The following is a 13,767-nucleotide window of genomic DNA, read 5'->3' as shown; positions in this document are numbered from 1 at the left end:
GCGCGCAGTTGCTGTAAAGTTTCACTCATGACGCGTCGTCTTGCCGAAGTCGCCCGCCAGGTCGGGGTCAGTGAAGCCACGGTCAGCCGGGTGCTCAACGGGCGGTCGGGGGTGTCCGCCAGCACCCGCGCCGCCGTGCTCACCGCGCTGGACGTGATGGGTTACGAGCGGCCCACCCAGCTGCGCGGCGAGCGCGCCCGCCTGGTCGGGCTCGTGCTCCCCGAACTGCAGAACCCGATTTTCCCGGCCCTGGCCGAGATCATGGGCAACGCGCTCGCGCAGCAGGGCTTCACCCCCGTCCTTTGTACCCGGACCGCGGGCGGGGTGTCGGAGGCGGAGTACGTCGAACTGCTCCTGCAGCAGCAGGTGTCGGGCGTCGTGTTCGCCGGCGGGCTCTACGCGCAGTCCGACGCGGTGCACTCGCACTACCACCACCTGGTCGAGCGGCGGCTCCCGACGGTGCTGATCAACGCGGCCGTCGACCACCTCGGGCTGCCCCAGGTGTCGTGCGACGACGCGGTCGCCGTCGAGCAGGTCGTCGGGCACCTCAGCTCGCTCGGGCACGAGAAGATCGGGCTGGTGCTCGGACCGACCGACCACGTGCCGTCGAAGCGCAAGCTGGAGGCGTTCCAGGCGTACGCGGCGAAGCTCGGCCTGCCGGTGCTCGACGAACTGGTCGAGCACGGCATGTTCTCCATCGAAGGCGGCCACGCCGCGGCGGCCCGGCTCTACCCGCGCGGCGCGACCGCGGTGTTGTGCGCGAGCGACCTGCTGGCCCTGGGCGCGGTCCGCGCGGCCCGCCGGCAGGGCCTGTCGGTGCCCGACGACGTCTCGGTGGTCGGCTACGACGACTCGGCCCTGATGAACTGCACCGACCCGCCCCTGACGACCACCCGCCAGCCGATCGAGGCGATGGGCCGCGCGGTGGTCGAGCTGCTGGTCAAGCGCATCAACGGCGGCGAGGTGGCGGCCGAGGAGCTGCTGTTCGCGCCGGAACTGGTGGTGCGCGGCTCGACCGCGCGCCGCATCGCCTGACCCCGCGTCACCCCCAGGCGCGACGGCTTCCGGGCCGTCGCGCCTTTTCGCGCGCCCGGGGCGCGCTGGAGCGTTCGGCGGTACCCATTCCACCCGCGTCTCCTCGCCGGCGCGTTCGCAGCCTGTTCGTAACTTGCAAAGTCTCGTCGGCTTATTGCGTCGATCCGGTCTCACACTTTAGAGTGACCGCAATCACGTGACAGCCGTCGCGACCCGAGAAGAGGCTTGAGATGAGCAGTCCCTGGTCCCGATCCTTGCCCCGCCGGATGTTCTGCCTGCTGGCCGCAGGCGGCCTCGCGCTGGGGGTGGCCGCCTGCGGTGACGACGGCAACGCCGCCGCGCCCGGGGGCAAGGTGAAGATCACGGTCACCGGCCAGCCGCCCACCAGCCAGCCGTTCGAGCGCGGTGTCTTCGACGCCGACGTCAAGGAGTTCGAGGCGTCCCACCCGAACATCCAGATCGAGCCCCACGAGGGGTTCATGGACCCGAAGACGTTCTCCGCGAAGCTCGCCGGCGGCCAGCTCGAAGACGTCTACTACGTCTACTTCACCGACCCGGCGCAGATCATCGCGCGGCATCAAGCCGCGGACATCACGGAAGCGTCGAAGAGCGTCCCGCACATCGGCGACCTCAAGCCGGAACTGCTGGACAACTTCCGTGACGCGAGCGGCAAGCTCTACGGCCTGCCGACGATGAACTACACGATGGGCCTGGTCTACAGCCGCCCGCTGTTCCAGAAGGCCGGGCTCGACCCGAACAAGCCGCCGACGACCTGGGACGAAGTCCGCGAAGACGCGAAGAAGATCTCCGCGCTGGGCAACGGCACCGTCGGGTACGCCGACTACAGCAAGAACAACCAGGGCGGCTGGCACATGACCAGCTGGCTGTACTCGATGGGCGGCGACATCGCCCGCAAGGACGGCGACAAGTGGGTCGCCGACTTCGACAACGAGAAGGGCAAGCAGGCCCTGCAGTACCTGCACGACATGCGCTGGACCGACAACTCCATGGGCGCCAAGCAGCTGCTGGAAGCCACGGACGTGCAGCGGATGATGGGCGCCGGCCAGCTCGGCATGTACATGGCCGCCCCGGACAACATCCCGACGCTGGTCAAGCAGTTCAACGGCAAGTACGAGGACTACGGCGTCGCGGGCATGCCCGGCGGGCAGGGCACCCTGCTCGGCGGCGAAGGCTACATGCTGAACCCGAAGGCGTCGCCGGAGAAGATCAAGGCCGGCCTCGAGTGGATCCAGTGGAAGTACCTCAACCCGGACCGCTTCGAGAAGCACATCCAGCAGTACGTCGACGGCAAGCAGCCGGTCGGCCTGCCCGCCGAGCCGACCCCGGACGTCTGGCAGGGCGCGGTGCGTGACCAGCAGCTGGCGCTGAAGGCGAAGTTCGCCAACGTCCCGGCCACGAACTACCAGTCCTACGTGGACACGACCAGCAAGATCAAGGGCAGCATCGAGCCGCCCAACGCGCAACAGGTCTACGCCGCCCTCGACAGCGTCATGCAGGCGGTGCTCACGGACCAGAACGCGAACATCGACCAGCAGCTGTCGTCCGCTTCGTCGAAGGTCAACGGTGTCCTCGCCCAGGTCAAGTAGCCTCCTCGCCTGGCCCGCGACGTCTTCGTCGCGGGCCAGGCGCCCGGCCGCGTCCCCGGCCGAGCGCCGCCGCGTCCGGTTGCGCCGCAAGCTGAAGGAGAACCTCACCGCGTACGGCCTGCTCTGCGCCGCGCTGCTGGTGTTCGCGATGTTCTCCTGGTACCCGATCGTGCGGGGCGTGCTGCTGAGCTTCCAGCAGGTCGACTTCGTCAACGCGCCCACGTGGGTCGGGTTCGACAACTTCAGCCGCCTGTTCGACGACCCGCTGTTCGGCGTCGCCTGGCGCAACACGCTCCTGTTCACCGGGCTCGCGCTGGTCTTCGGGTTCGCCGTCCCGTTCCTCACCGCGGTGCTGCTGAACGAGATCCGGCACGCCAAGGCGTTCTTCCGGCTCGCGGTGTACCTGCCGGTGATGCTGCCGCCGGTGGTCACGGCGCTGATGTGGAAGTGGTTCTACGACCCGGGTCCCGGTCTGTTCAACTCCGCGCTCGGCGCGGTGGGCCTGCCCGGCGGCCAGTGGCTCGACTCCTCCACCACCGCGATGCTGTCGCTGGTCTTCGTCTCCACCTGGGCCAACATGGGCAGCACCACGCTGATCTACCTGGCCGCGCTCGGCACGATCCCCGGCGAGCTGTACGAAGCCGCGGAGCTCGACGGCGCCGGGATGTGGCAGCGGCTGCGGCACGTCACGTTCCCGCAGACCCGGTTCGTGCTGCTGGTGCTCCTGCTGCTGCAGATCGTCGCGACGATGCAGGTGTTCACCGAGCCGTACGTGATGACCGGCGGCGGGCCGGACGACTCGACGGTCACCGTGCTCCTGCTGCTCTACCGGTACGCCTTCGTCTACAACGACTTCGGCTCGGCGAGTGCGATGAGCCTGCTGCTGTTCATCGCGCTGGGCGTGTTCTCGGCGTGGTACGTCCGGCTGACGCGGAAGGCGGACCAGTCATGAGGACCCTCGTCTCCCCCGGCGCGTTGCGCAGCCGGCGCGGCAAGGCCGTCTACGGCGTGATCTTCGCCTGCACGCTCGCGGTGTTCGTCCTGGCCTTCATGTTCCCGCTGTACTGGGTGATCACCGGGGCGATGAAGTCACCGCAGGAACTGGCGCAGACCCCGGCTACGCTCATCCCGCACGAGTGGCACCCGGAGACCTTCGGCGAGGCGTGGGACCAGCTGAGCCTGGGCAAGTACTTCCTCAACACGCTGATCGTCGCCGGCGGCGCGTGGCTGGCGCAGCTGGCCATCGACGTGCCGGCCGCGTTCGCGCTGTCGAAGCTGCGCCCGAAGTTCGGCAACGTCGTGCTGGGCCTGATGCTGGCGACGCTGATGCTGCCGGCCACGGCCCTGCTGGTGCCGACGTACGTGACGGTGACGGACCTGCCGCTGCTGCACCTCAACCTGATCAACTCGCCGACCGCGGTCTGGCTGCCCGCGGCGGCGAACGCGTTCAACATCTACCTGCTGAAGCGGTTCTTCGACCAGATCCCGGACGAGCTGATCGAAGCGGCCCGCATCGACGGCGCCGGGCCGGTGCGCACGCTGTGGCGGATCATCCTGCCGATCTCGCGGCCGATCCTGGCCGTGGTGTCGATCCTCGCGGTGGTCACCGCGTGGAAGGACTTCATCTGGCCCCTGCTGGTGTTCCCGGACACCGAAAAGCAGACCCTCTCGGTGATGCTGCAACGGGTGGCGATCGACATGCCGCTCAACGTGCTCGTCGCCGGGATGGTGCTGGCCAGCCTGCCGATGGTGGCGCTGTTCCTGGCGTTCCAGCGGCAGATCCTCGCCGGGCTGACCGCCGGCGCCGTCAAGGGCTGAAGCCGCGCCCGGGGTTTCCACGACTACTAGGAGGGCACTTCCGTGACCGACAAGACCGGCTGGTGGCGTAGCGCGGCGATCTACCAGGTCTACATCCGCAGCTTCGCGGACGGCAACGGCGACGGCATCGGCGACCTCGCCGGCGTCCGTTCGCGCCTGGACCACCTGGCCGAGCTGGGGATCGACGCGATCTGGTTCACCCCCTGGTACCCCTCGCCGATGGACGACGGCGGCTACGACGTCGCCGACTTCCGCGACATCGAACCGCTGTTCGGCACGCTCGCCGAAGCCGAGGAGCTGCTCGCCGAGGCCCACGCCCGGGACATCCGGGTGATCATCGACATCGTGCCGAACCACTGCTCCGACGAGCACCGCTGGTTCCAGGCCGCGCTCGCCGCGGGCCCGGGTTCGCCGGAGCGGCAGCGGTTCTGGTTCCGGCCCGGCCGCGGCCCGGACGGCGCCGAGCCGCCCAACAACTGGAAGTCCCGTTTCGGCGGATCCGCCTGGACGCGCGTGCCGGACGGCGAGTGGTTCCTGCACCTCTACAGCTCGCGCCAGCCGGACTTCAACTGGGAGAACCCGGACATCCGCCAGGAGTTCGAGGACGTGCTGCGCTTCTGGTTCGACCGCGGGGTCGACGGCTTCCGCATCGACGTCGCCGACGGGCTGGTCAAGGACCCGCGGCTGCCGGACGTCGAAGAGGGCGACGAGACGCCGTTCTCCGACATGGAGGGCCTGCACGAAATCTACCGGTCGTGGCGCAAGATCGCCGACAGCTACGCGGGCGAGCGCGTGCTGGTCGGCGAGATGTGGCTGCCGGACATGTCCCGCGCGGCGCGCTACCTGCGCTCGGGCGAGCTGCACTCGGCGTTCAACTTCGACTTCCTGGTCTGCCCGTGGGACGCCGGGCGCTTCCGCGACGTCATCACCCGCACGCTGCGGGCGCACGACGAGGTCGGCGCGCCGGCCGCGTGGGTGCTGTCGAACCACGACGTCACCCGGCACGTCACGCGCTACGGCCGGCAGGGCGACACGGGCTTCAGCTTCGCGAACCGGCTGCACGAGCTGCCGGTGGACCGGGAGCTGGGCACCCGCCGGGCCCGCGCGGCGGCGCTGCTGACGCTGGCCCTGCCGGGCGGGCTGTACGTCTACCAGGGCGAAGAACTCGGGCTCTGGGAGATCCGCGACATCCCCGACAACCTGCGCCAGGACCCGGTGTGGGCCCGTACGAACGGCACCGACCCCGGCCGCGACGGCTGCCGCGTCCCGATCCCGTGGTCGGGTGACGAGCCGCCGTTCGGCTTCGGTTCCGGGGACGCGTGGCTCCCGCAGCCCGCGGAGTGGTCGTCGTTCACGGCCGCCGCCGAGGCCGCGGACCCGACGTCGATGCTGTCGCTCTACCGCGACGGCCTGCGCATCCGGGAAGAGCAGGCGGCCCTCGGCGCGGGCACGCTGGAGTGGCTGTCGCTGGGTGACGGCGTGCTGGCGTTCACGCGCGAGCCGGGCTTCACGTTCGCGCTGAACTTCTCGGCGTCGCCGGTACCCCTGCCGGCGGGCGAGGTCCTGCTGGCGAGCGGCCCGGTGGACGGCTCCCTGCCGACCGACACCGCAGTCTGGCTCCGCACCTCCTGAAAGCCGTGAAGGCCTCCTTACCGGCTCTTATGGCCGGTAAGGAGGCCTTCACGGACTTTCGGTGGCCTGCTTCGGTTGGGCTACTTGGTCAGCTGCAGCACGTCCACGCCGCGCGCGTTGTCCGCGACGTAGACGTACTTCCCGTGCCAGTAGGGAGCCCACGCACTCGCGTCCGCCGGCCGGTAGTACGCGATCTGCCGCGGGTTCGTCGGGTCGCTCACGTCCAGGAACCGTGTGCCCTGCGAGTAGAACGACTGCGCGAGCACCTTCCCGCGGACGTCGAAGTAGTGCGCGGAGCAGTCGTCGGACGCCGGGTCGCTGCCCTCCTGGCCGTTGACGCCCCAGGTGCCGACGCTCTGCAGCCGGAAGGGCTGCTCGGGCGTCGAACGCCAGCCTTCGCCGTGGTAGGAACCGGCCAGCGACGAGATCGTCAGCACGCCGTCGCCCGCGCAGCCGTCGACGAAGTTCTCCTCCGTCGCGTAGATCAGGTCCTGACCGCGCCAGGCGCCGTCGCCGACCCGGTGCCCGGCCGGGTGGAAGCTGTTGTGCATGAACCGGGACGGCGCCGCGGTCTCGGCGATGCCGCCGCCGGCGTACGGGATCGGCTCGTGCGCCGTCGCGCGGCGGATCTTGTTCGACAGCGGGTCGCGGTGCACGCCGGACGTCCAGTAACCACGCACGCCACCGCGCCCGGACACCCAGGCCACGCCGTTGTCGTCCACCTGGACGTCGTGCACGTAGTCGGTCTTGCCGTCGTTGCGGGCGAGCTCGATCGGCTGCGGGTCCATCTTCGGGTGCTTCGGGTCGCGGATGTCGGTGACCCAGATCGGCCGGCCGCCCCACTCCGCGGGCTGGTCGGCGGCCTTCGACGGGCCACCCGTCCACAGGTAGCGGCAGCCGTCGACGCAGCTGGTGGTGTGCCCGGCGGGCGCCTTCACGTAGCTGATGATCTTCGGCGCTTCGGGCTTCGCGACGTCGACGACGTAGATGCCGGACTCGCCGGTCTGCGTGGTGCCGCCGAACGCGCGCGGGTCCCGGGACAGGAACACCAGCTTGCGGGCCGGGTCGACCTCGGTGTCCTCGGTCTCCCACAGGCCCGGCAGGCTGACCTGCCCGACCAGCTTCGGCGCGGCGGGGTTCTTCGTCAGGTCGTAGACCTTCAGGCCGAACTCGCCGGAGACGACCATGACGTCGCGGCGGCCGTAGTCGAGGAAGTTGATCGAGATGGCGCCGGCGGCGTCGGGCACGTTGCCGACGGACTTGACGTTCTTGATCGCCCCCGGGTCACCCGCCGTCCGCGCGGCCGGGACCGCGGGTTTGTCGTCCTCGCCGCAGGCGGCGGCCGGCAACCCGGTCGCGACCAGCGTGGCACTGACGGTGACGGCGGCGAAGCACGACCGTAGCCAGGTGCGCACAAAACCTCCCAAAAGGCGTGATCAGCCGAACCGTACGACGGAGATCAACCGGACACAACCGCCTTTGGTTGCCTTCCGACTGGTAGGACTGGCCCATGCGCTTGCTCGCCCTGCTGGCCGTCCTGGCCCTCGCCGTCACGGGGTGCTCCGACCCCGGCCCCGCCCCCGGTGTCCTGTCCGTCGGCATCCGGGAGCCCGCGACGCTGCTGCCGGCCGACCTCTCCGACCAGGCGGGCCGGCTGGTGACCGGCGCCCTGTGGACCCCGCTCGCCGACTACGACGCGGCGACCGGGAAGGTCACGCCGCGCGCGGCCGAGTCGATCGAGAGCGCCGACCGGGTGCACTGGACGGTGCGCCTGCGGCCCTCGACGTTCCACGACGGCACCCCGGTCACCGCGCAGTCCTATGTGGACACCTGGAGGGCGATCGCCGCCGCACACTGGGTGGCTTCGCCGGTGCTCACGAAGCTGGTGCGCGCCCGGGAGATCAAGGCCTCGGGACTCGTCCTCACCTTGACGCTCGACCGCCCGTCCGGCCAGGTCCCGGCGTTGCTCTCGGCACCGGGCCTGGTGCCGCTGCCCGCGTCGGTGCTCGCGTCCCACGACTGGAACGGCTTCGCGAAGGCGCCGGTCGGCAACGGCCCGTACCGGCTCGACGGGCCGTGGAAACCCGGCTCCGGCGGGACGCTGAAACGCGTCGGCGAAGGCGGCGCCGCGACGATCGAGCTGCGGGTCGGGGAGCCGTCCGCCCAGTACGACGCGGTCAAGGCGGGCACGCTCGACCTGGCGACCGAGGTCCCCGGCGAGAAGCACGAGGCCATCCACGAGTTCGGCGACCGGCACGCGACGTGGGCCCTGCCGCAGGCCGGCTACCTCACGTTCCCGGTGACCGATCCGAGGTTCACCGACGCGACGGTCCGCCACGGCTTCGCGCTCGGCGTCGACCGCGCCGCGCTGGAGGCCGGGCCACTGGCCCACCAGGTCGACCCGGCCAAGGCCCTGCTACCCCCGGCAGACGCGCCGGGCGAGCGCACGGGCACCTGCCGCCCGTGCACCTTCGACGCGGCGGCAGGCAAGGCACTGCTGAAGCAAGCCTCGTTCCCCGGCGGCGCGACCGTCTACTTCGGACCGGGTGCCGAAGGGTGGACCCGCACCCTGGTGGTCGGCCTGCACAAGGCCCTGGACGTTTCGGTGACGGCGCAAGCCCGCCCGGCCGGGCAGCTCGACGGCCCGTCCACCCTGGACGTCAAGCTCGCGACGCCGAGCCCGTACGAGCTGTTGTCGGCCCTGGCCGAGGCGTCGGGTTACCGGGACGAGAACTTCCGGCAGAACCTGGCTCTCGCCGACGCGGCGGCGACGGGAGACGAGGCGGGCGAGCTGTACCGGCTGGCGGAGAACCAGCTGCTGCGCGACCTCCCGGTGGCGCCGCTGTGGTCCGGGCACGGCCACGCGGTCTGGGGCGACCGCGTGCACGACGTCGTGACGACGCCCTTCACGGGACCGGTACTGGCCGGGATCGCGGCGCCGTGACCTGGGACCCGGCGCCACTGTCCGAAGTGGTCACCCTGTTCTCGCGGGTCCGGGCCCCGTGGTGGATCGCGGGTGGCTACGCGATCGAACTGGCCGTGGGGCACGCCTTCCGGGCGCACGACGATGCTCGACGAATCAGCGGACGGCGAGTGGTTCTCTCGCCGGAACCCCGGCCTGCGGCGCCCGGTCGCCGAGCTGGGCCGCCTGTTCGCCGACGGAATCCCTTACCTGGCAACGGAAGTGCAGCTGTTCTCCAAGTCCGGTCGCCCCCGTCCGAAGGACGAGCAGGACTTCACCGCCGTGCTGCCCGTCCTGGACGCCGCTCAGCGACGGTGGCTCGCGGACGCGCTCGGGACCGCGCACCCGTGGCACGACCGCCTGATCGTCATCCCCGGCCGATGAACGGCATGGTCGTCGCGGTGATCGTCAGGAACTGGACGTTGGTGTCGAGCGGCAGCCCGGCCATGTAGAGGACCGCGTCGGCGACGTGCCGGACGTCGAACGTCGGTTCCGCGACGACCCGCCCGTCGGGCTGCGGGATGCCGGCCGCCATCCGTTCGGTCATCTCGGTGGCGGCGTTGCCGATGTCGATCTGCCCGCAGGCGACGTTCCAGGCCCGGCCGTCGAGCGAGATCGACCTGGTCAGGCCGGTGACGGCGTGCTTCGTCGCGGTGTAGGCGACGCTCGCGGGCCGCGGCACGTGCGCGGAGATCGAGCCGTTGTTGACGATCCGGCCGCCGCGCGGGTCCTGCTCCTTCATCAGCAGCACGGCCTGCTGGGCGCAGAGGAACATCCCGGTGAGGTTGACGTCGACGGTGCGCTTCCAGTCCGCAACGCTCAGGTCGGCGACGGTACCCGCGGCGCCGATCCCGGCGTTGTTGACCAGCAGGTCGAGCCGTCCCCAGCGGTCGCGGACGGCGTCGAACAGGGCTTGGACGGAGTCTTCGTCGGCGACGTCGGTGGGCACGACGAGCGCGGTTTCGCGCCCTTCCGCCGTCTCGGCCAGCGCGTCGGCCCGCCGCCCGGCGAGCGCGACCTCGAAGCCCTCGTCGAGCAGCGCCCGCGCCACCGCCCGCCCGATGCCCGATCCGGCCCCGGTCACCACCGCCGTCTTCACCATGCCGCCGACCCTAACGAAAGAGGGCCCGGCGAGTGCCGGGCCCTCTTCGCGAGGAGGAACTACTTCGGCTGGACCCCGAGCGCGGCCAGCGCCGGGCCCGTCATGATCAGGCCGTTGCCGGTCACCGTGTCGAACCCGGGCGTGCCCAGGTCGATCGCGGACGACACCAGCGCGGTGCGGATCTGCGCCGGGGTCGCCGTCGGCTTGCCCGACAGCAGCAGCGCCGCGATGGCCGCCGCGTGCGGGGCCGCCGCCGACGTCCCGAAGAACGGCTGGAAGCCGGTCACCGAGGTCGAGACGCCGTCGGCCGCCGTGATGTCCGGCTTGTTGCGCGTCGTGCCGCCGGTCGAGGACACGTTGCCCGCGGTGATCGCGGTGCCGTCGGCGTTGTAGAACAGGTGCCGCTTGCCGTCGGAGGAGAACCGCTCCCACTTGCTCGACGCGGTGAACACGCCGGGGTACGGGCCGGCCGGGTTCGCCGGGTCGCCGGTCTCCAGCGGCCGGGTGAACGCGCCCGCCGCCGGGGCCGCCGCCACGCTGAACGCGCTGGCCGCGGACGAGTGGCCGTTCGTGACGCCGTTGGTGCTGAACGCCTTGAGCGAGCCCGAGGCGACGAACCGGCCGCGGATCACGTTGAGCGCGATGAACCGGTCGGCGCCGCTGTACTTCACGACGGCGACCTTGTAACCGGAGCCGGTGGCCGGCACGTTCGCGATCTCGTACGGGTTCTGCGAGCCGGACTGGCCGTTTTCGCTGGAGGCCACGACGCTGCCCGCGGAGTTCAGGATGAACAGGTCGTAGTCGTTGGCGGAGCGGCCCCACGGGTCGGACCAGAACAGCGTCACCGGCTTGCCGAGCGAGCCCGCCGAAAGCGCGTCGAAGTTCTGCGTGGTGCTACTGGGGTCGAAGTCGTGCGGCGTGCCGGTGACGCCGGTGATCTTCGTCGAGGAAGCGCGGAAGTCGCCCTCGTAGTAGCCGCTGGTGCCGTCGGTCGCGTTGCCCGAGTTGCCGGCCGAGGAGAAGTACAGGACGCCGGCCGCGGTGACGTCGTTGACGGCCTGCGCGACCTGGGTGTCCTGGAACGGCGACTCGTCGAAGTAGGAGACGTCGTCGACGATGATCTGGCAGTGGCTCGTGGTGCGCAACGCGCGGATGTTCGCGGCGAAGCTGGCTTCGCTGGTGAACGCCGTCGCGAAGCCGAGGGTGGCGTTGGGCGCGAGGTCGTGGACGATTTCGAGCATCGCGGTGCCCTCGTCGCCGCTGCCCTTCTGACCGGACAGGACGTCCACGGCAGGCAGCTCGCCGGCGGTCTGGGACTTCGCCAGCGAGTCGACGCCGTCGGAGAGCACGCAGACCTTCACGCCGGTGCCGCTGACGCCGTAGGTGGTCCGGGCGGTATCGGTGCCGTGCGCTTTGTCCCCTTCGGACACCTGGGTCGCGGCCGGGGCCTTCGCGGCGAGCGCCTCGCGCAGGTCGCGGTTGCCCGGCTCGCTCCAGGTGGTGGCCTGGGCGGCGGGCTTGACCTCGGTGACGTCCGCGCGGCCGGAGATCGCGTCCAGAGCGGACAGCGGCAGGTCGGCGCGCACGGCGCCGGCCGCGGCGTAGCGCACGGTGCCGCCCGCGGCCTGGACGGCGTTCGCGACGGCCTGGTCGCGGGTGGCGATGTCGACCGAGACGGTGCCGGCGCCGCTCACGCCGACGCCGGAGCGGTATTCCGGCAGCTTCGCGGCCAGTGAGCGATCGGCGCGCAACCGCTTCTCGACGACCAGTTGACTCGATTGCTTGCGCTCGGCCGGGGTCAGGCTCTTCTTGATGCTCTGCAGCGCGCTGATGCCCGCTTCGGTGCGCGCGGTCGCGGCGTCCACCGTGGACGGCTGGGCCACGGCGACCCCCGTCGACAACAGCAAGGCGCCGACCGTCAGCGGAACCGCGTGCGCGGCGACCCGGCTGAATCTCACCATCGATTTCTCCCTGTGGTACTCGGCCACTCGACCGAATGACACCCGACCGGGTGTAATGGGGAGAATCTAAGGAGTGACCGATCACCGGTCCACCGACCAAAGTCGGGAACGTCCAGCCGTCCACATGGTGGAACGGTCAGGGAAACGTGAGAACGATTTTTCCCCGGCCGTGCCCGGTCCCGATTTCGCGATGGCCCGCCGCGGCCTCGGTGAGACGCGCGGCCGAGCGTCCGGACTTCGAGACGAGCGCCGACGTCGATCCCCCGCGGCGCGGCGCCTCGACCCGCAGCTTCAGGCCATCGCGGTAGACGACGACGGTCGCGCCCAGCTCGCGGACGTAGTTCTGGTTCGCCTCACTCGCCGTTCCGATCACCGCCGAGCACGCCCCGAGCCGCGCGAGCTGCACGGCGGCGGTGCCGTGCACGAGCAGCGTCTCGCCTTCCTTGACCCGCAACGCTTCCAGGGCGATCGACGCGGTCTGGGTCCCCGCGGTGAACCCGCCGGCCACCTCCCACGGCATCCCGGGCGGTTTCGGCGTGACGTCGGAAGCGGCACGACGATGAATTCGGCGGCGGCTTTGCGCGCAGAAAAGTACACGCGCTTCGTCGCGTACTTTCCTCAGCGGGAAAATTTCCGCACCGGTCCGCGACCGCCTTGATCACCCAGTCCTCGGCAGCTCCGGGCCGTTCACCCGATCGAGAATCTCGACGAGTATTTCGTTGTGCTGCAAAAGGTTCCGGAACCGATCGAGGTCCGCTACCTCCAGACCCCACCGAAACTGTCGGACCCGGTTCGTAGCCTTCGGAACATGGTCGACATCGTCCGGGCCACCGGATCCCCAGCAGCGTCCCTGACCGCGTTGATGCACGCGTCGTCCGCATACCAGGGCGAGTACGCGTCCATCCTGGACGGCTACACGGTCACGCCCGCCTACATCGAAGCCCACCCGACCTTCGCCGCCATGACCGGCGACGAGGTGCTGGGCTTCTACGCACTCCTCGAAGAGCCACCGGAACTCGACATCCTCTTCGTGGCGGACGCCGCCCAGGGCCTCGGCCTCGGCAGCCGCCTGGTCGCGCACATGCTCGCCGAAGCCCGGGCGCGAGACATCCCGGCGGTGCGGGTCGTTTCGCACCCACCGGCGCTGCCGTTCTACCTCCGCATGGGCGCGCGCCACACCGGCACGATCCCGCCGAAACCCCGAAGATCGCGTGGGCGCGCCCGGAACTCCGGTTCGAAGTGGCGATCCCGCTACAGTCTGGAGAATGATTGATTTCTCCAAGAACACGGTCTTCAAGCTCGCCCCGTGCAACCCCCAGGACATCACGCCGACGGTTCAGCCGATCATCATCCAGGGCGAACAGGTGATGGCCTGCTTCAAGGCCGTCCGCGACTTCGTCGTGTTCACCGACAAGCGGCTGATCGCGGTGAACGTCCAAGGCGTCACGGGCAAGAAGAAGGACTTCACATCCTTGCCCTACAGCAAGATCCAGGCGTTCTCGATCGAAACGGCGGGCACTTTCGACCTCGACGCCGAACTCGACCTGTGGTTCAGCGGACTCGGCAAGGTCCGTCTGGAGTTCAAGGGCAGTTCGGACATCCGTCAGCTGGGTCACTTGATCGCGTCCCACGTGCTCTGAGATCGAGCCC

13 protein-coding genes are annotated in these 13,767 nt (G+C 70.2%); 9 read left to right on the top strand and 4 right to left on the bottom strand.

What is annotated here, in order from left to right:
* Positions 1 to 27: 27 nt before the first annotated feature.
* The 5 genes from OG494_RS48210 to OG494_RS48190 all read left to right on the top strand — a co-directional run bounded on the left by OG494_RS48210 (position 28) and on the right by OG494_RS48190 (position 6,092).
* Positions 28 to 1,035 (top strand): LacI family DNA-binding transcriptional regulator, encoded by a 1,008-nt coding sequence (locus OG494_RS48210; RefSeq protein WP_247055644.1) that lies wholly within the window; start codon positions 28 to 30, stop codon positions 1,033 to 1,035.
* A 230-nt stretch (positions 1,036 to 1,265) separates the two neighbouring features.
* Positions 1,266 to 2,642 (top strand): ABC transporter substrate-binding protein, encoded by a 1,377-nt coding sequence (locus OG494_RS48205; RefSeq protein WP_328450584.1) that lies wholly within the window; start codon positions 1,266 to 1,268, stop codon positions 2,640 to 2,642.
* The gene (locus tag OG494_RS48200) at positions 2,620 to 3,594 is read left to right on the top strand and encodes a carbohydrate ABC transporter permease (protein WP_247055648.1); all 975 of its coding nucleotides are present in this window, start codon (positions 2,620 to 2,622) and stop codon (positions 3,592 to 3,594) included. Before OG494_RS48205 ends, OG494_RS48200 begins: the two co-directional genes overlap by 23 nt.
* On the top strand, positions 3,591 to 4,460 hold the full coding sequence (locus tag OG494_RS48195) for a carbohydrate ABC transporter permease (RefSeq protein WP_328450581.1): 870 nt from the start codon (positions 3,591 to 3,593) through the stop codon (positions 4,458 to 4,460). The genes OG494_RS48200 and OG494_RS48195 overlap by 4 nt, the downstream gene beginning before the upstream one ends.
* A 42-nt stretch (positions 4,461 to 4,502) precedes the next feature.
* Positions 4,503 to 6,092, top strand: coding sequence for a glycoside hydrolase family 13 protein (locus tag OG494_RS48190; protein ID WP_328450579.1), 1,590 nt, complete (start codon positions 4,503 to 4,505; stop codon positions 6,090 to 6,092).
* Between the two features lie 80 nt (positions 6,093 to 6,172).
* Here the strand turns inward: OG494_RS48190 and OG494_RS48185 are convergent, their stop codons facing one another.
* Complete coding sequence (locus OG494_RS48185; protein ID WP_328450577.1) at positions 6,173 to 7,507, bottom strand: LVIVD repeat-containing protein; 1,335 nt, start codon at positions 7,505 to 7,507, stop codon at positions 6,173 to 6,175.
* Positions 7,508 to 7,602: 95 nt separating this feature from the next.
* Here OG494_RS48185 and OG494_RS48180 point away from each other — a divergent pair, with 95 nt between their 5' ends.
* A complete protein-coding gene (locus OG494_RS48180; RefSeq protein WP_328450575.1) occupies positions 7,603 to 9,036 on the top strand; it encodes a peptide ABC transporter substrate-binding protein in 1,434 nt (477 codons plus the stop codon).
* A 72-nt stretch (positions 9,037 to 9,108) separates the two neighbouring features.
* Positions 9,109 to 9,438 carry a hypothetical protein gene (locus OG494_RS48175; RefSeq protein WP_328450573.1) on the top strand — a complete coding sequence of 110 codons (330 nt, stop codon included), beginning with the start codon at positions 9,109 to 9,111 and terminating at the stop codon, positions 9,436 to 9,438.
* Here the strand turns inward: OG494_RS48175 and OG494_RS48170 are convergent.
* From OG494_RS48170 to OG494_RS48160, 3 genes are all read right to left on the bottom strand, one after another.
* On the bottom strand, positions 9,422 to 10,156 hold the full coding sequence (locus OG494_RS48170) for an SDR family oxidoreductase (RefSeq protein ID WP_328450571.1): 735 nt from the start codon (positions 10,154 to 10,156) through the stop codon (positions 9,422 to 9,424). The genes OG494_RS48175 and OG494_RS48170 overlap by 17 nt on opposite strands.
* A gap of 59 nt (positions 10,157 to 10,215) precedes the next feature.
* Positions 10,216 to 12,117, bottom strand: coding sequence for a S8 family serine peptidase (locus tag OG494_RS48165; protein WP_328450569.1), 1,902 nt, complete (start codon positions 12,115 to 12,117; stop codon positions 10,216 to 10,218).
* Positions 12,118 to 12,253: 136 nt separating this feature from the next.
* Positions 12,254 to 12,637, bottom strand: coding sequence for a hypothetical protein (locus OG494_RS48160; protein WP_328450567.1), 384 nt, complete (start codon positions 12,635 to 12,637; stop codon positions 12,254 to 12,256).
* A 288-nt stretch (positions 12,638 to 12,925) separates the two neighbouring features.
* Here OG494_RS48160 and OG494_RS48155 point away from each other — a divergent pair, with 288 nt between their 5' ends.
* Together OG494_RS48155 and OG494_RS48150 are read left to right on the top strand one after the other, a co-directional pair.
* Complete coding sequence (locus OG494_RS48155) at positions 12,926 to 13,390, top strand: GNAT family N-acetyltransferase (RefSeq protein WP_328450565.1); 465 nt, start codon at positions 12,926 to 12,928, stop codon at positions 13,388 to 13,390.
* The gene (locus OG494_RS48150) at positions 13,383 to 13,757 is read left to right on the top strand and encodes a PH domain-containing protein (RefSeq protein ID WP_328450563.1); all 375 of its coding nucleotides are present in this window, start codon (positions 13,383 to 13,385) and stop codon (positions 13,755 to 13,757) included. Before OG494_RS48155 ends, OG494_RS48150 begins: the two co-directional genes overlap by 8 nt.
* Positions 13,758 to 13,767: the final 10 nt, after the last annotated feature.

Source organism: Amycolatopsis sp. NBC_00438 (genome assembly GCF_036026695.1).
Lineage (GTDB): Bacteria > Actinomycetota > Actinomycetes > Mycobacteriales > Pseudonocardiaceae > Amycolatopsis.
This window is presented reverse-complemented; position numbering and strand designations above follow the sequence as displayed.

What these genes read in the sequence shown, in the direction of transcription:
- OG494_RS48165 (WP_328450569.1), bottom strand. Translation starts at nt 12,117, where the DNA reads ATGGTGAGATTCAGCCGGGTCGCCGCGCACGCGGTTCCGCTGACGGTC.
- OG494_RS48205 (WP_328450584.1), top strand. Translation starts at nt 1,266, where the DNA reads ATGAGCAGTCCCTGGTCCCGATCCTTGCCCCGCCGGATGTTCTGCCTG.
- OG494_RS48180 (WP_328450575.1), top strand. Translation starts at nt 7,603, where the DNA reads ATGCGCTTGCTCGCCCTGCTGGCCGTCCTGGCCCTCGCCGTCACGGGG.
- OG494_RS48195 (WP_328450581.1), top strand. Translation starts at nt 3,591, where the DNA reads ATGAGGACCCTCGTCTCCCCCGGCGCGTTGCGCAGCCGGCGCGGCAAG.
- OG494_RS48210 (WP_247055644.1), top strand. Translation starts at nt 28, where the DNA reads ATGACGCGTCGTCTTGCCGAAGTCGCCCGCCAGGTCGGGGTCAGTGAA.
- OG494_RS48170 (WP_328450571.1), bottom strand. Translation starts at nt 10,156, where the DNA reads ATGGTGAAGACGGCGGTGGTGACCGGGGCCGGATCGGGCATCGGGCGG.
- OG494_RS48150 (WP_328450563.1), top strand. Translation starts at nt 13,383, where the DNA reads ATGATTGATTTCTCCAAGAACACGGTCTTCAAGCTCGCCCCGTGCAAC.
- OG494_RS48160 (WP_328450567.1), bottom strand. Translation starts at nt 12,637, where the DNA reads ATGCCGTGGGAGGTGGCCGGCGGGTTCACCGCGGGGACCCAGACCGCG.
- OG494_RS48155 (WP_328450565.1), top strand. Translation starts at nt 12,926, where the DNA reads ATGGTCGACATCGTCCGGGCCACCGGATCCCCAGCAGCGTCCCTGACC.